The following is a 20,570-nucleotide window of genomic DNA, read 5'->3' as shown; positions in this document are numbered from 1 at the left end:
GTCACAATGTTATCCTTTAAGCGTATCCATTTCATCTATATGAACTGTCGTACGATTACGATATAAAGCAATTAAAATGGCGAGTCCTACCGCCGCCTCCGCTGCTGCTACGGCCATCGTAAACAGAGAGAAAATTTGCCCTGTTACATTTGGGAACAAACCTAATTTACTAAACGCTACTAAATTTAAATTGGCTGCGTTCAGCATTAATTCAATACAAACTAATACAATCACTGTATTGCGCTTCGTTAAAGCTCCAAACAAACCGATGCAAAATAAAATAATCGCAAGCGTTAAATACGCAGAAGCAGGCACGCTACTCATTGGAATCCTCCTCTTTCTCATCCTTCTTCGCAAGAATAATTGCACCGACAAGTGCTACAAGTAAAATAACTGAGGTTAGCTCAAATGGAATAATATATTTTGAATAGAGAAGTGTACCGATTTGAAGTGTGTTTTTTTCATGGAGAGGTAAACTTCCTTGTGTGCTTTCATTTGCAAAATCAATATTGTTAACAGCGAAATACATAACGGCCCCAAATGCTACAACCGCAAAGAAGATAATCCATTTTCGAAGAGTAAGACGCGATTCATTTTCTGCGTTATGTTTCGTTAACATAATGCCAAAAATCATAATAATGGTGATCGCGCCCGAGTAAAGTAAAATTTGTGCAACCCCGATAAATTCAGCTGATAAAAGAAAGTACAAACCTGCAATGCTGAGAAATGTTAGAACGAGAGCTAGCATCATATGCATGACCTTCGTTAAATTCAACATAAGAACGCCGCCGATAATTGCAGACAAGGATAGTATAAAGAATGCTATAAACTCGCCATTCATGCTTTATTCTCCTTCCTGACGTTTTCGTCGTTTTCATCAAGCCACTGCAAATTTTTAAATAAGTCATCCCGTGAATATTCCGCGAGTTCAAAGTTATTTGTCATAACAATCGCCTCTGTCGGACAAACTTCTGTACATAAATCACAAAGAATACAAATTTCAAAATTAATATCGTACGTGTCGATAATTTTTCCTTTTTTCGTAGGATCCGGATGTTTTTTCCCCGTTAACTGAATACAGTCTGTCGGACAAATATTGGAGCACTGGTTACAAACGATACACTTTTCTGGATAAAACTTTTGAATCCCTCGAAAACGATCTGGCAATGGCAACGGTTGATTCGGATAATCATACGTCACTTTCTTTTTACTCAAATTGCTTAATGTATATTTTAATCCTTTAAATAGCCCTTTCATCTCTTACTGGCACCCCCTTCATAGATTAGAAGAATAACTCCTTAATCAATGCCGTTAAGAAAATATTTGCAAGTGCAATTGGCAATAATACTTTCCAGCCAAACTCCATTAACTGATCACCTCTTATACGCGGAAACGTAACGCGGAACCAAATTAATAGAAAAACTACACTGCTAAACTTTAAAGCAAACCATACGGCACCTGGGATAAATCCAAGGAACATAACTGGATTCCATCCGCCTAAAAAGAGCACTGTAATTAAAGATGCCATCCCGAAGAAATATACGTACTCTGAAAGCATAAAGAACGCCCAGCGAAACCCTGAGTATTCCGTATGATATCCAGAAACAAGCTCCGACTCAGCTTCTGGTAAATCAAACGGCGTCCTATTTAACTCTGCTACTGCTGCGATTAAAAATACGATGAAACCGATTGGTTGCACGAAAATGTACCAAACATTTTCCTGCGCTGCTACGATTTCATTTAAATTTAAGCTACCAGCTAACAAAACGATCCCAATTACACTCATTACGAGCGGAATTTCATAAGAAATCATTTGCGCCGCTGCACGCATCCCTCCTAAAAGGGAATATTTATTATTCGATGCCCATCCTCCGGTTACGACACCAATCGTCGTAATGCCAGAAACAGCAATGTAATACAGTAAGCCTACGCCAATATCCGCGAACTGAAATTTATCAGTAAATGGGATGACTGCAAGCACCATAAATGCTGGTGCGAACGCAATGACAGGTGCTAATATAAACAACGGTTTATCTGCCGCCTTCGGAATACTATCTTCTTTCAATAATAGTTTTAAAACATCGGCTACCGTTTGCAACAGACCAAACCGGCCCCCGACTTGGTTTGGCCCAATCCGCCCTTGCATAAAACCCATCACTTTCCGTTCTGCCAAAATACCATATGTAACGAAGCCAAGGACTGCAAATAATAGGAGCACCGCTAATCCGAAAAAAATGAAGAAATTCGTCCAGCTAGAAGGTGATTGTAAGAGCGTTTCAATCATTAGCCATCAACCTCCCCAAGTACAATATCCACTCCACCTAAAATCGTAATTAAATTGGCGATGTTTTCGCCTTTCAATAACTTCGGTAAAATTTGCAAATTATAAAAAGACGGCCTGCGAAACTTCAAGCGGTACGGCTCTTTCTTTCCGTCACTAGCAATATAGCAACCAATCTCTCCTCGCGGCGACTCTATACGGACGAATGCTTCCCCTTTAGGAGCCTTAATAATTTTCGGTACTTTCGCAAGTACTGCTCCTTCTTTCGGGAACTGCTGGACTGCTTGCTCGACAATTTTTAACGACTCCTCAATTTCCTTCATGCGGCAAACGTAGCGATCCCAAGCATCCCCCACGCTCCCAACAGGAATATCGAAATCAAAACGGTCGTAAATGGAGTACGGTTCATCCCTGCGAAGATCCCAGTTTACTCCGGTGCACCGCAAATTCGCTCCGCTTAAAGAATACGAAATCGCTTCCTCCGCGCTATATATACCAACGCCTTTTACACGATTTAAGAAAATCTCATTGCCGCTAACAAGATCATGATACCCTGCCAATTGTTCTCTCATATACGGAACAAATTCTTCCACTTTTTCAATCCAACCATCCGGTGCATCCCACTTTACACCGCCGACTCTCATATAGTTAAAAGTGAGCCGGGCACCGCATAATTCGTTTAATAAATTTATAATCATCTCTCGTTCACGAAACGCGTACAAAAACGGGCTAACCGCTCCTATATCAAGAAGATTTGTCCCCCACCAAACGAGGTGGCTCGCAATCCTTCCAAGCTCCATTGCAAGTACTCGCAAGTATTCGGCACGCTCCGGGATTTCAAGCCCCATCATCGTCTCTACAGCATGGCAAATGACGTAATTATTCGTCATAGCCGATAAATAATCCATCCGATCTGTATAAGGGATAATTTGCGTATACTGTAAGCTCTCTGCAATCTTTTCGGTCCCGCGATGCAAATATCCAATAACCGGTGTAGCTTCTTTAATAATTTCCCCGTCAATTTTAATAACGAGCCTGAACACACCGTGCGTACTCGGATGCTGAGGACCTACATTCAAAAGCATTTCTTCCGTACGGATCATTTAGCTACACCTCCACATCATACGGTTCATAATCTTTCCTAAGCGGGTGCCCTACCCAATCATCAGGCATTAAAATACGTGATAAATTCGGATGCCCCTTAAATACAATGCCGAGCAAATCATACGCTTCTCGCTCTGGCCAATCTGCCCCTTTCCAAAGCGCTGTCACCGATTCCACTTGCGGTGCTTCCCTATCCAACTTCACCTTCACCGCTACTGACTGTTTCTTTCCATATGAAAATAAATGAACATACACTTCCATATGTGTCATAAAATCCGTCGCATGTAGCTCTGACATATAATCAAATGCAAGTCCCTCATGGAATCGCAGTAACTCCATTACTTCATAATATTTTGAGGGCTCCACTACAAGAGTTGGTACATCTTTGGAAAGTTTATTAATGTAGCAATCTACTAAAGCATCCTCTCCTACTTTTCCCTTAATAACTTCAACATACTGATTTAAATACGGTTGATTCACAGATGGCTCTTCCTGCTTCGTCTCTTCTTCCTTCTTACCTTCAGCACCCTTCATCTTCGCCCTTGCAGCCGCTGCCGCTTTTGCCTTCGCTGCTGCAATTGCCTTCGCCTTTTCATCCCCCGAATCCCCATTACCTTGCGATGCTTTCTGCTTCGCTAACGCCGCTGCTTTTGCCTTTGCGGCGGCGACTGCCTTCGCTTTCGCCTTGGCCTTTTCTTCTTCCGTCACTTCTTCTGTTCCTTCTCTTTTTTGTTTCGCTAACGCCGCTGCTTTCGCTTTTGCGGCTGCTGCTGCCTTCGCCTTTGCTTTGGCCTTTTCTTCTTCTGTTCCTTCTTCTGTTCCTTCTCTTTTTTGTTTCGCTAACGCCGCCGCTTTTGCCTTGGCCTTTTCTTCTTCCGTCACTTCTTCTGTTCCTTCTCTTTTTTGTTTCGCTAACGCCGCTGCTTTTGCTTTTGCAGCCGCTGCTGCCTTCGCCTTTGCTTTGGCCTTTTCCTCTTCCGTCACTTCTTCTGTTCCTTCTCTTTTTTGCTTTGCTAACGCCGCTGCTTTCGCTTTTGCGGCTGCTGCTGCCTTCGCCTTTGCTTTGGCCTTTTCTTCTTCCGTTACCTCTTCTGTCCCTTCTCTTTTCTGTTTCGCTAACGCCGCCGCTTTTGCTTTTGCCGCCGCTGCTGCACGTCGTTTTGCTTCTTCTATAGTCATATCGTCATTTTTTGGTAGCGCTTTCTCTTTTTCGCGATTTTCTTCCTCAAGTTTACTTATTTCCACACCATGTTTCGCAACAAGACGCTTTCTCGCCTCTTCTTTCGCACGCCTAGCCGCTTCTCTTTTTAAATCCTCTAAGTCTTTGTTAGGATCACTCATTTATTCGTCACCTGCTTTCCAGTCTTTGCTTCGTAACGAATTTTTTCTTTTAATTTATTAATTCCATAAATTAAAGCTGCAGGATTTGGTGGGCAACCAGGGATATACACGTCAACTGGCACAATTTGATCTACACCTTTCACAACAGCGTACGAATTTACATATGGACCACCTGCTGTCGCACAAGATCCCATTGCAATAACCCATTTCGGTTCAGGCATTTGGTCATATAAGCGCCGAACAATAGGAGCCATCTTCTTCGTTACCGTTCCCGACACAATCATAACGTCCGATTGCCTTGGTGAAGTCCGAAAAAATGACCCAAATCGATCTAAATCATAATGTGATGAACCTACTCCCATCATTTCAATTGCACAGCATGCCAGTCCGAATGTCATCGGCCATAAAGAATTACTTCTCGCCCATCCTTTCAACTGTTCCAATGTAGAAAAAAAGATATTTCGTTCTAATTCCGCTCGCTCATTTGGATGTAATTCCTCAAAATTTATAACCATTGTAACACCTTCTTTTTCCAAGCATACGCTAATCCAACTAGCAACATTACAACAAAGATGAGCATTTCAATCAGTGCAAATAAACCGAGGTTGTCATATGCAACAGCCCATGGATATAAAAATAAAGTTTCTACATCAAAGATGACAAACAATAAAGCAAAAATATAATAACGAGCATGAAACCGAATATTCGCATCATGAAAAGGCTCAATCCCGCTCTCATACGTCGTTGCTTTCGCTGCACTTGGTTTATTTGGGCGCAGCATCCTTCCTAATGTAAGAGCCACTACCGGCAGCAATATACCTAATAGCAAGAAAATCAAAACGATCATATAACTATTTTCATATACACTTGCCATTGTGAAACCCTCCCCCCTAAATTAAGAACAAGTTCACTTAGTAAACAATATGTCCTAGTTGCAGTAATTATTATTTTTAAATTTTTCTAAATAATGCAACTATTTTAATCATTATAGCAAACTTCAAATTCCTATGTCGATATGTTGGGGACAGAAACGAGAATTATTAAAATCTGTTTTTATAACTTGCTATACTTGCGCAAAATAAGTATATAGGTTATATATGTTTTTTAAGAAACTATAAAAAATACAAAAGAGGAATTTATATGTATATACCGTGGGTGAGATAGATGAAAAAACAAACACATGTAAGTATTCTTATAAGCATTACATTGCTATCTATAGTAATTCATTACGTGGCAATGCCTTTTCTATATGAATACTCATTTCCCTTTCAAATATTAATTGGAATGAGTACTTTATTCATTGATATTATCGCTTGTAGTTATATACTTTATTTTTCAAATATGAAAGAAGGGTTACCTCGTTTATTTTGGACGATATTATGCGTTGGAACTCTCTCTTATTTCATCGGGGATATCGTCGTTGCCTATCAACGTTTAATTTTAAAGGACTACTATACATTCGTTGATCCGTCCGACTTTTTTTATTTACTTTTTTTAATTAGCTTTGCATTCGCCTTTCTATATGAAATCATTTATAACCGAGATTTATTAGAAAAGCTTTTTATGATATGTGATATTTGTATTATTGTTACAGCACAATTCACTTTAAGTTACTACTTACTTATTGAAAGAACCATTCACATTTCTTCAACATCCTATATCGACATATTTGTTCAACTTACTTATCCAATGACCGATTTACTCTTTTTCCTCATAGGAATTAATCTGTTATTCAAGCCTTTATCTTTATTATCCAAAAAGGTTGGCGCACTTCTTGGCAGTGCTTTACTTTTATATGCTACTACAGATGCGATTTATGCTTATATCAAATACTTCATACCCGAGTATTCTATGTTTACAGTTACTCCTCTTTATCAAGTAACTTTAGTACTAGTAGCAATCGCATGTATTATTCATACAAAAGAACCTGAAAAACAAGAACAAGTGCTATTAACACCTAAATTTGGGGAAGCGATCAGATTATCATTACCTTATATTTCTGTCGTAATGCTTATTGTTTTCATATTAGTCGAATATGTTTTCGCGCCTATTGTAGTAATTGGGCTTATGATAACTTTCTCCTTCGTTCTCATACGCCATAGTTTAGTTCGAAAACAAAATAAAATATTATTATTAGCCCAAATGCAATTCAACTCAGAACTCGAAAAACAAATTGAACTGCGTACAGAAGATTTAGTAGAACAAAAAAATGAACTGTATCATAACCAACAAATGTTTAAATCTTTATACGAGCATCATCCAGATCCAATCTTCACATTAGATTTATACGGTAATTTTCTTAACGTGAATAACGCTGGTACGACTTTACTCGGTTATCAAACGAATGAATTATTAAATCAGCCTTACTATTCACTTACGTATGAAGAAGATTTGGAAGAAATCATTAATGCCTTTCATCGCGTAAAAAAGGGGAAATCTATTTCTTTAGAAATACGGGCATATCATAAAAATAGAGATATTTACTACTTGCATGTGACAGCTGTTCCTATCTTTTTAAAGGATCATATTTCCGGAGTTTATTTAATGATTAAAGATATTACGGAAAGCAAACAACAACAAGAACAAATTAATTTTCTAGCATATCATGATACACTAACAGAGCTTGCAAATCGACGTGCATTTCATCAATATGTAGAACAAGCAATTGCGCGATCCAAAATATCAAAAATGCCTTTTGCTGTTATGTTTCTTGACCTAGATCGCTTTAAAGTTATTAACGATACCCTCGGTCATAGGGTAGGAGACCTTCTATTAATTGCAGTAGCAAAAAGACTCGAAAGTATAGCGACACCAAATATGAAGCTTGCCCGATTAGCTGGAGATGAGTTCACAATCCTTATCGAAAATTATAAAAAGAGGCCAGACGTAAAAAAAATAGCTGATACAATTGTAGCAGCCATGAACGAACCATTCGAAATTGAAAATCAACATTTACAAATCTCACCGAGCATCGGGATTGCAATATATCCTGAAGCAGGTGAAGATCCGTTATCAATTTTACAACATGCTGATATGGCCATGTACGAAGCAAAAAATAAAGGAAAAAATGGTAGCTCTCTGTACACGAAAGAATTGTATAAAAAAACGGAACGAAAAGCCCGAATTGAAAAAGATTTACCACTCGCTTTAGTAAACGAAGAATTTTATCTCGTCTATCAACCACAAATTGATATTACGACGAAAAAGATTATTGGTGCTGAAGCATTACTACGCTGGAAACACCCACTCCTTGGTGACATTCCGCCATGTGAGTTCATTCCAATTGTAGAGGAGACTCCTCAAGTCATTCCACTTGGTCATTGGGTATTAAATGAATCTTGTCGTCAGCTAAAAATATGGCATACTTTTGGCTACAAAGATTTAAAAATAAGTGTTAACTTATCAGCTAAAGAGTTCCAGCAAAATAATTTAACCGAGAACATTTTACAAATAATAACAGACGTTAAAGTCGATCCAAAAGATGTAACACTTGAATTAACAGAACGAATTGCAATGATCGATGAAAAGGAAACGTTATCCAAGCTAAAACAATTAAAGGAATATGGTATTCAAACGTCCATCGATGACTTCGGCACCGGCTATTCTTCTCTCGCTTATTTATCCATTTTCCCTATTGATACATTAAAAGTACCGAGAGAATTTACACAACTCGCCGATCATCGCCCTGAAGAAAGGGCCATCGTTTCCACTATCCTTTCTCTTGCAAATACGTTAAACCTATCTGTCGTTGCTGAAGGAATTGAAACAGAAAAACAACTTAAGTTTCTACAAAAGAACAACTGTAAATATATGCAAGGTTACTATTTCAGTAAACCACTTACTAGTCATCAATTTATAAAATTTCTACAAAAAACACCTAGTATGAACCAATAACTCATACTAGGTGTTTTTATCATGCCATTTGCGGACTACAAAGCTATTCATCGACGCAGAGTGTCCGACTCACTTTATAATGTCGGAATTTTTTTCTCGTAATATTCCTCTGCAATCTCTTCATAAAAAGCTGCTGACGTCGTATAAAAATATGGAATTAGCCATAAGAATCCAATCCCGAGTGTAATACAACTTAATATAAACCAACCAATAAAACTCAAACATAAAATGAAATACTCCATCTTATGTCCATCCATCATACGACGGCTTTCTGTAATCGCTTGATTTATAGAATACTCCGGGTGATCATTTATAATAAAGTACGTCATCGCATAAGAAAATGATTTAATAATGCCTGGGATAATGAACAGCAACGTCCATAAGAAAAGATAAAAATTTACTAATAAATATAATAAAAATGACTTTAAAAATCTCTTTCCCTCTGAAAACCAAATGAACACATTACCGATACTAGCTTGCTTTTCACGAAGGATATTTAAAGCAAGATAATATCCACCTAAAGTTAAAGGCCCAGTAACAAAAAATGTAAGGATATTTATTGAAATTGAATTTTTCGTTTCTTTCCAATCAAAAATTGAAGAAAATCCCCACTCAATACTAAAACTAAAAATCATGATTAGAATTGAAATAAGTAATGTCGCCCCGACAGCTAATCCCCATTTCCCTTCTAATGAATCTAATGCTTCTCCTTTTAAATCACCAATCATACGTAACCTCCTATACACAATAACTCTATTAGTATAGCATGTTCCTACTACAATTCATCTTTTGAAATATAGCGGTAAAAATGCGCTGTCGTTGTACTCACGTACGGACTAAGCCATAGAAAACCTATTCCAAGTGTAAAAATCGCTAAAATAGCCCACCCTATAAAGCTTAGCCATAAAAGAAATAGATCTAATTTATGCCCCTTCATCAGATTCTTACTTTCTTTCATTGCTTGCGAAACACTGTATTCCGGTTTTTCAACCATCACATAATATGTCATCGAATATGAAAAATACAAAATAGCCATTACAATAAACGAAATAGCTAATAAAATAAAGAAAACAATTATAAATGATGGATTTGCATTCTCATCAAGAAAACCTAATAGCCCAAATACAATCGTTCCTAACATCGGAACCCATATACCTGTATATAACAAAATTGCAAGCATAGCCCACATTGTTTTCATCATTCTTTTAAAGCCACGAAATCCTTCAAATAAATAATCCACTCTAGCATCTTCTCGTTTGCTTATTTGTAGAAACAAATTCGTATGACCATATGTGGTAATGCCATAAGCCGCATAACTTAAAATTATCATAAGGCAGTAAAAAACCCCAAACGTAATAGCAGCTCCAATTGCCATTGTTTCTTCTTCAATTGAACCAGTTAAAATAGATGCTAAAATAAATATTATAACTCCTGGAATTAATACTATAAGCATTACAGCCATTGAAACGACGTAACTTACAATATGATATAAAATCGTTGATCCAACACCTAGTCCCCATTTTCCTTTTAAAGAGTGCAATGCTTCTCGCTTCATTTCACCGATCATTTATTCATCCCCTTTATAAATTGTTGTACATTCTCTACTTATACGAGCACCAATATAATTATACCATTTTTGTAAAATTATCCATTAACTACATAAAAAAAATCCGTAAAGGCTTTGCCTTTACGGATTTTTTTATTTCATATCGGAAACGTTTAAACGGTTCACAGCGCGTTGTAATGCCATTTCTGCACGTTTAAAGTCAACATGTGCTTGTTTATCTTGCAGACGTTGCTCAGCACGACGCTTCGCTTCATTTGCACGATGGATATCGATATGGTTTGCTTCTTCAGCAGATGATGATAATACAGTTACTTTATCTGGACGAACTTCGATAAAGCCACCACTTACCGCTACATAATCAGTGTGTCCACCATTTTTCAGACGAACTGCACTAATTTTTAATGGTGCAACAGTTGGAATGTGACCTGGTAAAATCCCCATTTCCCCACTCTCTGCTTTTACACTTACCATTTCTACTTCTTTTTCGTAAACCGGTCCATCAGGAGTTACAATACTGACTGGAAATGTCTTCATACTTCGTCCCTCCTAAGGCCTTACGCCATCATTTTCTTCGCGTTTTCAATAACTTCTTCAATGCCACCAACTAAGCGGAATGCATCTTCTGGAAGGTCATCATATTTTCCTTCTAGAATTTCTTTGAAACCACGAACTGTGTCTTTTACAGGTACGTAAGAACCTTTTTGACCTGTAAACTGCTCCGCTACGTGGAAGTTTTGAGATAAGAAGAATTGAATACGACGAGCACGATGTACAACTAACTTATCTTCTTCAGATAACTCATCCATACCTAAGATAGCAATGATATCTTGAAGCTCTTTGTAACGTTGTAAAGTTTGCTGTACTTGACGAGCCACTTCATAATGCTCTTCTCCTACGATTTCTGGAGAAAGTGCACGAGATGTAGATGCTAATGGATCTACGGCTGGGTAAATACCCATTTGTGTTAAACGACGCTCTAAGTTTGTTGTTGCATCTAAGTGAGCGAACGTTGTAGCTGGTGCTGGGTCAGTATAGTCATCGGCTGGTACATATACCGCTTGGATAGACGTGATAGACCCTTTATTTGTAGATGTAATACGCTCTTGTAATTGACCCATTTCTGTTGCAAGTGTTGGTTGGTAACCTACCGCAGATGGCATACGGCCAAGAAGGGCAGATACTTCAGAACCTGCTTGCGTGAAACGGAAGATATTATCGATGAACAGAAGTACGTCTTGTCCTTGCTCATCACGGAAATATTCAGCCATTGTTAAGCCTGTTAATGCAACACGTTGACGTGCTCCAGGTGGCTCGTTCATTTGTCCGAATACCATCGCAGTTTTCTTAATTACGCCAGAATCGCTCATTTCGTGGTATAAGTCATTACCCTCACGAGTACGCTCACCTACACCAGCGAATACAGAGATACCACCGTGCTCTTGTGCGATGTTGTTGATTAACTCCTGAATTAATACTGTTTTACCTACACCGGCACCACCGAATAGACCGATCTTACCACCCTTAATGTAAGGAGCAAGTAAGTCTACTACTTTAATACCAGTTTCAAGAATTTCTACTTTAGTAGATAATTCTTCGAATGCAGGTGCTTGACGGTGAATTGGATCACGGCGTACATCCGAAGGAACCTCACCATCTAAGTCAATAGCATCACCTAATACGTTAAATACGCGACCAAGTGTTGCATCACCAACTGGTACAGAGATTGCTTTACCAGTATCTTCTACTTCTGTGCCACGAACAAGTCCATCTGTGGAAGACATCGCAACTGTACGAACTGTATCATCACCTAAATGAAGTGCAACTTCAAATGTTAAGTTAAGTTCACCGTTTTCGTTGCTCTGTTTTACCGTAAGGGCGTTGTAGATTTCTGGTAGCTTTCCGCCATCAAACTTAACGTCTACAACCGGACCCATGATTTGCGTAACGCGCCCTTTATTCATCGGGTTCCCTCCTAGCTTTCTTTTAATTAGCTAACTTTCTACGAGCAGCTAGCTTTTCATTTTTTATTAGTTTATAGCTTACGCGACTCTTTTGACAGAGCCGCCTACGCTTTTTATTGAATCTAGCTCCAGCGGTTAGAATGTTCGGTGGCTTCGCTTTTTCCTGCGAGGCACAAATCGCCTCTACGTCAAAAGCTCCATCCCCCTCTCATTCTGAACGAACCGCCTACGCTTTTTATTACTATTCTAACGCTGCTGCTCCACCAACGATTTCCGTAATTTCTTGCGTAATCGCTGCCTGACGCGCACGGTTGAATGAAAGTGTAAGTGAATCGATAACTTCCATTGCGTTGTCTGTAGCACTCTTCATTGCTGTCATACGCGCTGCGTGCTCACTTGCTTTACCGTCTAGTAATGCACCGTACACTAAGCTTTCTGCGTATTGTGGCAATAGTACTTTTAAAATTTCTTCTTCAGAAGGTTCGAATTCATAAGCTGTCGTCGGTTTATCAGACGCCACATCAGTAAGCGGTAAAATTTTATTTTCCGTTACTTCTTGTGAAATTTTACTTACGTAATGGTTGTAGTAAATATACAGCTCATCATAAGCACCATCTGCGAACATCGCAATTGCTCGAGAAGCAAGGTCTTTAATATCAGTAAATGATGGGTGGTCAGATAATCCAACTACTTCATCAATGATGTTAAAGCCGCGACGTTTTAAATAATCACGTCCTAGTCGTCCAAGCACAATAATTGAATATTGGTTTGAATCCATATTATGACGTTCACGAATTACGTTACTTACTGTACGTAATACGTTACTGTTATAACCACCTGCTAGTCCGCGATCAGATGTAATAACGATGTATCCTGTACGCTTTACAGGACGCGCATTTAGCATTGGATGATTAATTCCTTTACTTCCTTGCGCAATGCTCGCTACTACTTCTTGAATCTTTTCCATATACGGAACGAAAGATTTAGCATTTTGCTCTGCACGGTTTAACTTAGATGCAGATACCATCTCCATCGCTTTCGTAATTTGACTCGTTTTCTTTGTCGAGTTAATCTTCGCTTTTATATCGCGTAAAGATGCCACAGGTTTTCACCACCTTTTTTCCGGAAGTTGGCACGATTAGTAAGAATCCTCTTCCTAATCTACGTTGCAAGATATTCTTGCTCATGATTGAAGGAAAAGAATAGGTGCACCTACTCTTTTCCTTTACATAACCGTCAGCAATCTCAGAAATTGAGATGCCTTTATATATTATCTAGCTCCGCCTCTTAGCCGATGGGGCTAAACAGTCGGCTTCACTTTTTATTATTCAGAAGCTACGAATACTTTTTTAAATCCGTTAATTGCTGCTGCAAATTTGTCGTCATCCGCAAGTTTCTTAGTTGTGCGGATTTCTTCTAATAAGTCAGTCGCATTAGAATCTAACCAAGCATGGAATTCTTCTTCGAAACGAGTGATATCTACTACTGGGATATCATCTAGGAATCCACGTGTTAAAGCGTAAAGAATGATAACTTGTTTCTCTACACGTAACGGTTTGTGTAATCCTTGTTTTAATACCTCAACAGTACGAGCACCACGGTTTAGTTTCGCTTGAGTTGCTTTATCTAGGTCAGAACCGAACTGAGCGAACGCTTCTAACTCACGGTAAGATGCAAGGTCAAGACGAAGTGTACCTGATACTTTACTCATTGCTTTAATCTGAGCAGATCCACCTACACGAGATACAGAAGTACCCGCATCGATCGCTGGACGTACGCCAGAGAAGAATAGGTCAGATTGTAAGAAGATTTGTCCATCCGTAATTGAGATTACGTTTGTTGGGATGTAAGCTGATACGTCCCCTGCTTGTGTTTCGATGAAAGGTAATGCAGTTAAAGAACCGCCGCCTTTTGCATCACTTAATTTTGCTGCACGCTCTAATAAGCGAGAATGTAAGTAGAATACATCCCCTGGGTAAGCTTCACGACCTGGAGGACGACGTAATAGTAATGACAGCTCACGGTAAGCTGCTGCTTGTTTTGATAAGTCATCATATACTACTAGTACGTGTTTACCATTGTACATGAACTCTTCACCCATTGTTACACCAGCGTAAGGAGCTAGGTATAATAATGGAGCTGGTTGAGAAGCAGATGCAGTTACAACGATTGTGTACTCTAATGCACCATGCTTACGTAGTGTTTCTACTACGTTACGTACAGTTGATTCTTTTTGTCCGATAGCTACGTAAATACAAATCATATCTTCATCTTTTTGGTTAATGATTGTATCTAGTGCAACTGCTGTTTTACCTGTTTGACGGTCACCGATGATTAACTCACGTTGACCACGGCCAATTGGTACAAGAGCGTCAATCGCTTTAATACCTGTTTGAAGTGGCTCATGAACAGATTTACGATCCATTACACCTGGTGCTGGACTTTCGATTGGACGAGTGTTTGTTGTATTGATTGGGCCTAAACCATCAACTGGTTGACCTAATGGGTTTACAACACGACCAATTAGTTCTTTTCCTACTGGTACTTGCATGATGCGACCAGTACGACGAACTTCGTCACCTTCACGGATTTCTGTGTAAGGTCCTAAAATGATAATACCTACGTTGTTTTCCTCTAAATTTTGTGCTAGTCCCATAACGCCGTTAGAGAACTCTACAAGTTCACCAGCCATAACGTTATCAAGACCATGAGCACGCGCGATACCGTCACCAACTTGGATAACTGTACCAACATCACTAACTTCGATTTCAGACTGATAGTTCTCGATTTGTTGCTTTATCAGTGCGCTAATTTCTTCAGCTCTGATGCTCATGTGCTTCACCCCTATCTATTCTTCATTAATTCACGCTGAATACGTGCTAATTTTCCTTGTAAACTTCCGTCATAAATGCGATTTCCAATACGTACTTTAATGCCGCCTAGTAAATCTTCATCTACAACATTTTTTACGCGAATTGCATCTTTTCCTGTTCTCTTTGCAAATGCTTCTGCAATGTTAAGCTTCTCTTCTTCCGATAGAAGACGAGTAGAATATACAGTTGCGTCCGCTACGTTACGTTCTTCATTAGCAAGAACAACATATTCATCTGCAATTTCAGGTAAGATATCAATGCGCTTGTTATCAATTAAAATATATAACGTATTTAAAATAGATTCAGAAACAGACCCGAATACGTTTGCAAGAAACGTTTTCTTTTGTTCCTTTGAAATGTTCGGTTGCGTTAAAAAGCTATGTAGTTCTCCGTTCTTTACATAAACGTTTTGTACAAGGCGTAATTCCTCTTCAAACATTTCTAATACGTGTTTTTCTTTAGCAATTTTAAAAAGAGCGACAGCATAACGTTTTGCTACAATCCCATTGCTCATCGCGCTTCTCCTACTTCTTTAATATAATCGCGAATTAACTTCACTTGATCTTCTTCTTTTAATTCTTTTTCAATTACTTTAGAAGCAATTTGAACAGATAAAGAAGCAACTTGTTCTTGTAAAGCAGCAATCGCTTGCTCTTTTTCGCGTTGAATTTCTTGTACAGCAGATGCTTTAATTGATTCTGCTTCTTCTTTCGCAGCAGCAACAATAGCATCTTTTTGATCTACAGCTTGTTTTTTCGCTCTTTCGATTAACTCTTGTGCTTCAACACGTGATTGTTTTAACATTTCACGTTGTTCTTCTACTAACTTCTTCGCTTCAGCATTACTTCTTTCTGCAGCGTCGATTTCATTAGTAACATGCTCTTCACGTTCTTTCATAATCCCCATTAAAGGACCCCACGCGAATTTGCGTAGCATTACTAATAGAAGTAAGAAAATGAACAATGTATAAGCAATCGTTCCAAATGGAATGGCAGCCCCTAATAATAAAGTTGGCACAAGGATTCACTCCCTTCAAAATATCTAAATTGATCATATGAAAAAAAAAGACATACGTTTCGTTCATAAAGCAATGGCGAAGAAAGTTCGAAAAAACACTCTTCGCCATCTATGTAAGGGGAGTCTCCCTTATTTGTTCATTACGATGAATGCAATAACTACACCGATGATTGGAAGTGCCTCAACTAAAGCAACCCCGATGAACATAATTGTTTGAAGTGCGCCTTTTAATTCTGGTTGACGAGCAACACCTTCGATTGTACGTGATACGATAAGACCGTTACCAATACCTGCACCTAATGCTGATAAACCAATTGCAATTGCAGCTGCGATTACACCTAAACTCATTTAATTTGTCCTCCTTTGTATTATAAAAAAATAAATTTTTTCTTACTTAAATTATATTAATGGTCATGACTTACTTTATGAGCCATATAAACCATCGTTAACATAACGAAAATAAATGCTTGGATTGATCCAACGAATACACTGAATCCCATCCATGCTAACATCGGCACAAGTGCACCTAATGCTCCAAGGAATGATGCTCCGCCCAACTTAGCAAGTAATCCTAATAAGATCTCACCTGCATAAATGTTACCAAATAAACGAAGACCTAACGTTAATGTGTTAGCAAACTCCTCAATAACCTTTAATGGGAATAAGAATTTCATAGGTTGGAAATAACCTTTTACGTATTCTTTCGTACCCTTCATCTTAATTCCATAATAATGGGTGAGGGTAACTACCATCACGGCTAATGTTAATGTAACTGCTGGATCAGACGTTGGTGATCTCCACCATGCAATATGTTCGCCAGCTTCAGTTGCTGAATACATGAATGGTAAACCAAGGAAGTTCGATACGATGATAAACATGATAAGCGTAACGCCAAGCGTTAAGAAACGTCCACCTGTTTTCCAGTCCATCGTACTATTGATAATCCCTTTCACGAAGTCAAACACCCATTCCATGAAGTTTTGCATTCCTGTTGGGCGAAGAGCTAAGCTGCGAGTTCCGATAACAGCGATTAAGAAAACAATAACTGCTGCTACAGTAACCATCATAACTGATGACAAATCGAACGTTAAACCTAGAAATTCAACTAATTTACCGTGTTCCACTAGTAATTCACCTCTCTTCCCTGCTCTTATACTCTAAATAAAGAAAATCTATGATCATGACAAGGTATCCTGTCAGCAATCCTACACCTAAGCCCCACATCGCAATTAACTCTTGATATTTGGCTGCAAATAAAATTAATAACCCAATCGTGGCGAATCTTGAATATGTACTTACCGCTGTCGCCTTAAACTTCACGTTTTCTCCATTTGTCACGCGATCCAACAGCTTGTCTGTCCTACGTGCAATGATGCGCAAACTAAGAAAACTGAAAATCGTTCCGATAATCAGTCCAAGAAATACATCCTTGTAAGAGGTGAATCCCCATCCTAGCACTAGAAGCGCAAGCAAGTAGTACATATATTTCTTTTGTCTTTGGACAAGTCCATGTACGTCTATCATCATTGCTCTCCCGAATAGTAATGTCGAATGAGTCGAATCATTGCGTATACCCCTGTTCCTAATCCGAGTAATAACCCTATAATAAGAAACAATGGAAACGTTCCAACCTTATTATCAATCCACTGCCCACCAAAGATCCCAACAAGAATAGAACCGACTAACTGAGCAAGAATACCTGACATTAAAGCATAAGCTTTTATATGGCTGCGATCGTTTTTTTGCAAGGATTCATCCCTCCAATATGTAGCCCTCATTCACGATGTGTTAATAATAACTCATTTTTTTGCATAAATCCTATACAAAATAAAAAGTTTACATTTTCGTCACGGAATAGATGTATTTTTGTCACTGAAAGCCCTACCATCTATCCCCGTTGTTAGCATACAATAGGGTATTAACAGTGTCAACGAGAAATCGTAAAAAATCAAAAAATTTGAGTATTAGTCATTTCCTCCCAAAAATGAAAACGTTCCCCTTCTAAATACTGGTTAGAGATATGCAATTTCTAACAGTTTTCTCTTTATAATAGAAGGAAATGTTCACAAGTTTGTCACTATTATATTTTTACGATATAACGCTTTCCTTCCATAATATAGTGCTCTTTAGACGTAAGACTTCTATATTATATGTGATGTGTATGCAACTTATGTTGTATATACTATGTATATTTATCCTCTCCCCTCCCCTACTTGCTTACATCAAAAAAAGACGAGCTGAGGAATCCCCCTGCTCGTCAGTTGTCTTACTTCGTTCCGAATAAACGGTCACCAGCATCACCAAGACCTGGTACTACATATCCGTGGTCATTTAATTTCTCATCTAATGCTGCTACATAAATATCAACATCAGGATGTTCTTCTTGTACTACTTTTACTCCTTCTGGAGCTGCAACGATACACATTAATTTAATTTGTTTTGCGCCGCGCTTTTTCAGAGAGTTAATTGCTTCAGCTGCAGAACCACCTGTTGCTAGCATCGGATCTAGTACGATAAAGTCACGCTCTTCTACATCCGTTGGAAGTTTCACATAGTATTCTACCGGTTGCAATGTTTTAGGGTCGCGGTATAAGCCAACGTGTCCTACTTTTGCTGCTGGAATTAATTTCAGAATTCCATCAACCATTCCTAAACCTGCACGTAAAATCGGAATTAAACCAAGTTTTTTACCAGCGATCACTTTTGTTGTCGCTTTGCTTACAGGAGTCTCAATTTCAATGTCTTTAAGTGGAAGATCGCGAGTAATTTCAAAAGCCATTAAGCTTGCTACTTCGTCCACTAATTCACGAAAATCTTTCGTACCTGTATTCTTGTCGCGAATATATGTAATCTTATGTTGAATTAACGGGTGATCAAATACATACAGTTTTCCCATGTGAATCTCTCCTTTAGATGATATTCATGCGTTTGCACGCTTTTTTACACTATTTACGATTGTAAAGAAAACGCTACTAATATTCAAGGGCAAATTTGGAAAAGTCATGATTTCCGATGAATCTATCTAGTATCTTTACCAATTATGGGAGCTGTATCCTTCATTATATCGCCAAAATTTATTCATCATTTGTATACATACTTAAAGAACAATATATGTCCACAAAAAAACTGCCAAAACAATTATGTCTCAGCAGTCTTCTTCAATCTATTATAGATTTGGATACATTGGGAATTTGCTCGTTAACGCTTCTACACGCTTACGCGCTTCTTCTAATGCAGCTTCATTTTCATGATTTTTTAATGTGTAAGCAATAAGTGACGCAATTTCATCCATTTCTTCTAAACCGAAACCACGAGATGTTACAGCTGCTGTACCGATACGTACACCACTTGTTACAAATGGGCTTGCTGTTTCAAATGGAATTGTATTTTTGTTCACTGTAATACCAACTTCGTCTAATACGTGCTCTGCTACTTTACCTGTGATTTCTAGGTTACGAACATCAATTAGGATTAAGTGATTGTCTGTTCCACCAGAAACAAGTGTAAGTCCTTCTTTTTGAAGACCTTCAGCTAAGCGGTTCGCATTGTTAATGATATTTTGTGCATATGTTTTGAAATCATCTTGAAGTGCCTCACCAAACGCAACAGCTTTTGCAGCGATTACGTGCATAAGTGGACCACCTTGAATACCAGGGAAGATTGATTTATCAATTTGTTTTGCAAATTGCTCTTCACATAAAATCATACCACCACGTGGACCACGTAATGTTTTATGTGTTGTTGTTGTAACGAAATGTGCATGTGGCACTGGATTTGGATGTAAACCAGCCGCTACTAAACCAGCGATGTGTGCCATATCAACCATTAAGTATGCGCCCACTTCATCTGCAATCTCACGGAATCGTTTGAAATCGATAACACGAGGGTACGCACTTGCACCTGCAACGATTAATTTTGGTTTATGTTCTTTCGCTTTTGCTAATACATCATCGTAATTAATACGGTGAGATTCAGCATCCACGCCATATTCTACGAAATTATATTGTACTCCACTGAAGTTAACAGGGCTTCCGTGTGTTAAGTGACCACCATGAGATAAATTCATACCAAGTACTGTATCGCCTTGCTCTAAAATCGTGAAGTATACTGCCATGTTCGCTTGTGCACCAGAATGAGGTTGAACATTTACGTGCTCTGCGCCGAAAATTTCTTTTACGCGATCACGTGCGATATCTTCTACTACGTCTACATGTTCACAACCACCATAGTAACGTTTCCCAGGATATCCTTCAGCATACTTATTCGTTAAAACAGAACCTTGCGCCTCCATTACTGCTTCACTTACGAAGTTTTCCGAAGCAATTAACTCAATCTTCGAACGCTGTCTTCCTAGTTCTGCCTCAATTGCAGCAAATACCTTTTCATCTTGACGTTTTAAATGATCCACCAAAATCCCCCTTTTCTGAACGAATTACATCGATTCCCAACAGTTTTTTCTTATTTATTCAGAAAAAACGAAAATTCAGGTTGTAATTCTTTCGAACCTTCATGTTTTCAACTACATTCTAACA

The 20,570-nt window shown here is 38.5% G+C and carries 24 protein-coding genes; 1 reads left to right on the top strand and 23 read right to left on the bottom strand.

Annotated elements, in window-relative coordinates:
* Window positions 1-9: 9 nt before the first annotated feature.
* Genes nuoK through nuoA form a run of 8 tightly spaced genes read right to left on the bottom strand, consistent with a single transcriptional unit; the run spans window position 10 to window position 5,600 of the window.
* Window positions 10-324 carry an NADH-quinone oxidoreductase subunit NuoK gene (gene nuoK / locus PDQ40_RS15370; RefSeq protein WP_071742081.1) on the bottom strand — a complete coding sequence of 105 codons (315 nt, stop codon included), beginning with the start codon at window positions 322-324 and terminating at the stop codon, window positions 10-12.
* Entirely contained in the window at window positions 317-841 is a 525-nt protein-coding gene (locus PDQ40_RS15365) for an NADH-quinone oxidoreductase subunit J (RefSeq protein WP_001012803.1), read from the bottom strand. The genes nuoK and PDQ40_RS15365 overlap by 8 nt, the downstream gene beginning before the upstream one ends.
* Complete coding sequence (gene nuoI / locus PDQ40_RS15360; RefSeq protein WP_000677191.1) at window positions 838-1,257, bottom strand: NADH-quinone oxidoreductase subunit NuoI; 420 nt, start codon at window positions 1,255-1,257, stop codon at window positions 838-840. The genes PDQ40_RS15365 and nuoI overlap by 4 nt, the downstream gene beginning before the upstream one ends.
* 25 nt (window positions 1,258-1,282) lie before the next feature.
* The gene (gene nuoH, locus PDQ40_RS15355) at window positions 1,283-2,284 is read right to left on the bottom strand and encodes an NADH-quinone oxidoreductase subunit NuoH (protein ID WP_000573429.1); all 1,002 of its coding nucleotides are present in this window, start codon (window positions 2,282-2,284) and stop codon (window positions 1,283-1,285) included.
* Window positions 2,284-3,384 carry an NADH-quinone oxidoreductase subunit NuoD gene (gene nuoD / locus PDQ40_RS15350; RefSeq protein WP_071742079.1) on the bottom strand — a complete coding sequence of 367 codons (1,101 nt, stop codon included), beginning with the start codon at window positions 3,382-3,384 and terminating at the stop codon, window positions 2,284-2,286. The genes nuoH and nuoD overlap by 1 nt, the downstream gene beginning before the upstream one ends.
* Window positions 3,385-3,388: 4 nt before the next feature.
* Entirely contained in the window at window positions 3,389-4,726 is a 1,338-nt protein-coding gene (locus tag PDQ40_RS15345) for an NADH-quinone oxidoreductase subunit C (RefSeq protein ID WP_270691483.1), read from the bottom strand.
* Window positions 4,723-5,241, bottom strand: coding sequence for an NADH-quinone oxidoreductase subunit NuoB (gene nuoB, locus PDQ40_RS15340; protein WP_000236331.1), 519 nt, complete (start codon window positions 5,239-5,241; stop codon window positions 4,723-4,725). Before nuoB ends, PDQ40_RS15345 begins: the two co-directional genes overlap by 4 nt.
* The gene (gene nuoA, locus PDQ40_RS15335) at window positions 5,232-5,600 is read right to left on the bottom strand and encodes an NADH-quinone oxidoreductase subunit NuoA (protein ID WP_000179275.1); all 369 of its coding nucleotides are present in this window, start codon (window positions 5,598-5,600) and stop codon (window positions 5,232-5,234) included. The genes nuoB and nuoA overlap by 10 nt, the downstream gene beginning before the upstream one ends.
* Before the next feature lie 290 nt (window positions 5,601-5,890).
* Here nuoA and PDQ40_RS15330 point away from each other — a divergent pair, with 290 nt between their 5' ends.
* Window positions 5,891-8,620, top strand: coding sequence for a putative bifunctional diguanylate cyclase/phosphodiesterase (locus PDQ40_RS15330; RefSeq protein ID WP_073541402.1), 2,730 nt, complete (start codon window positions 5,891-5,893; stop codon window positions 8,618-8,620).
* Between the two features lie 74 nt (window positions 8,621-8,694).
* On the opposite strand, the gene PDQ40_RS15325 is transcribed toward PDQ40_RS15330, so the two are convergent.
* From PDQ40_RS15325 to glyA, 15 genes are all read right to left on the bottom strand, one after another.
* Complete coding sequence (locus PDQ40_RS15325) at window positions 8,695-9,348, bottom strand: DUF975 family protein (RefSeq protein ID WP_000578699.1); 654 nt, start codon at window positions 9,346-9,348, stop codon at window positions 8,695-8,697.
* Window positions 9,349-9,395: 47 nt separating this feature from the next.
* Window positions 9,396-10,187: a DUF975 family protein gene (locus PDQ40_RS15320; RefSeq protein ID WP_000578798.1), complete on the bottom strand. Its 792-nt coding sequence runs from the start codon at window positions 10,185-10,187 to the stop codon at window positions 9,396-9,398.
* 132 nt (window positions 10,188-10,319) lie between these two features.
* Complete coding sequence (atpC, locus tag PDQ40_RS15315; protein ID WP_000847211.1) at window positions 10,320-10,721, bottom strand: F0F1 ATP synthase subunit epsilon; 402 nt, start codon at window positions 10,719-10,721, stop codon at window positions 10,320-10,322.
* Between the two features lie 20 nt (window positions 10,722-10,741).
* Entirely contained in the window at window positions 10,742-12,148 is a 1,407-nt protein-coding gene (gene atpD, locus PDQ40_RS15310; protein WP_001032592.1) for a F0F1 ATP synthase subunit beta, read from the bottom strand.
* 241 nt (window positions 12,149-12,389) lie between these two features.
* Entirely contained in the window at window positions 12,390-13,250 is an 861-nt protein-coding gene (gene atpG / locus PDQ40_RS15305; protein ID WP_000157696.1) for a F0F1 ATP synthase subunit gamma, read from the bottom strand.
* Between the two features lie 222 nt (window positions 13,251-13,472).
* Window positions 13,473-14,981, bottom strand: a complete 1,509-nt coding sequence (gene atpA / locus PDQ40_RS15300; protein ID WP_000027518.1) for a F0F1 ATP synthase subunit alpha — start codon at window positions 14,979-14,981, stop codon at window positions 13,473-13,475.
* Between the two features lie 11 nt (window positions 14,982-14,992).
* Window positions 14,993-15,535: a F0F1 ATP synthase subunit delta gene (atpH, locus tag PDQ40_RS15295; RefSeq protein WP_000064683.1), complete on the bottom strand. Its 543-nt coding sequence runs from the start codon at window positions 15,533-15,535 to the stop codon at window positions 14,993-14,995.
* On the bottom strand, window positions 15,532-16,038 hold the full coding sequence (atpF, locus tag PDQ40_RS15290) for a F0F1 ATP synthase subunit B (protein WP_001142617.1): 507 nt from the start codon (window positions 16,036-16,038) through the stop codon (window positions 15,532-15,534). The genes atpH and atpF overlap by 4 nt, the downstream gene beginning before the upstream one ends.
* A gap of 129 nt (window positions 16,039-16,167) precedes the next feature.
* A complete protein-coding gene (gene atpE / locus PDQ40_RS15285) occupies window positions 16,168-16,386 on the bottom strand; it encodes a F0F1 ATP synthase subunit C (protein ID WP_000052064.1) in 219 nt (72 codons plus the stop codon).
* A gap of 56 nt (window positions 16,387-16,442) precedes the next feature.
* The gene (atpB, locus tag PDQ40_RS15280) at window positions 16,443-17,162 is read right to left on the bottom strand and encodes a F0F1 ATP synthase subunit A (RefSeq protein WP_000399870.1); all 720 of its coding nucleotides are present in this window, start codon (window positions 17,160-17,162) and stop codon (window positions 16,443-16,445) included.
* A gap of 7 nt (window positions 17,163-17,169) precedes the next feature.
* A complete protein-coding gene (locus PDQ40_RS15275; RefSeq protein WP_000567600.1) occupies window positions 17,170-17,562 on the bottom strand; it encodes an ATP synthase subunit I in 393 nt (130 codons plus the stop codon).
* Window positions 17,562-17,786, bottom strand: coding sequence for an AtpZ/AtpI family protein (locus PDQ40_RS15270; RefSeq protein ID WP_001171223.1), 225 nt, complete (start codon window positions 17,784-17,786; stop codon window positions 17,562-17,564). Before PDQ40_RS15270 ends, PDQ40_RS15275 begins: the two co-directional genes overlap by 1 nt.
* Window positions 17,787-17,812: 26 nt before the next feature.
* A complete protein-coding gene (locus PDQ40_RS15265) occupies window positions 17,813-17,926 on the bottom strand; it encodes a DUF4024 domain-containing protein (protein WP_000232961.1) in 114 nt (37 codons plus the stop codon).
* A gap of 378 nt (window positions 17,927-18,304) precedes the next feature.
* Window positions 18,305-18,934, bottom strand: a complete 630-nt coding sequence (gene upp / locus PDQ40_RS15260; RefSeq protein ID WP_000517539.1) for a uracil phosphoribosyltransferase — start codon at window positions 18,932-18,934, stop codon at window positions 18,305-18,307.
* Between the two features lie 270 nt (window positions 18,935-19,204).
* Window positions 19,205-20,446 carry a serine hydroxymethyltransferase gene (glyA, locus tag PDQ40_RS15255; RefSeq protein WP_000349817.1) on the bottom strand — a complete coding sequence of 414 codons (1,242 nt, stop codon included), beginning with the start codon at window positions 20,444-20,446 and terminating at the stop codon, window positions 19,205-19,207.
* Between the last annotated feature and the right edge of the window lie 124 nt (window positions 20,447-20,570).

This window comes from Bacillus cereus group sp. Bc061, assembly GCF_027715825.1.
Classification (GTDB): domain Bacteria; phylum Bacillota; class Bacilli; order Bacillales; family Bacillaceae_G; genus Bacillus_A; species Bacillus_A paranthracis.
The sequence above is the reverse complement of the archived record's forward strand: the minus strand, read 5'-3'. Positions and strand labels throughout refer to the sequence as shown.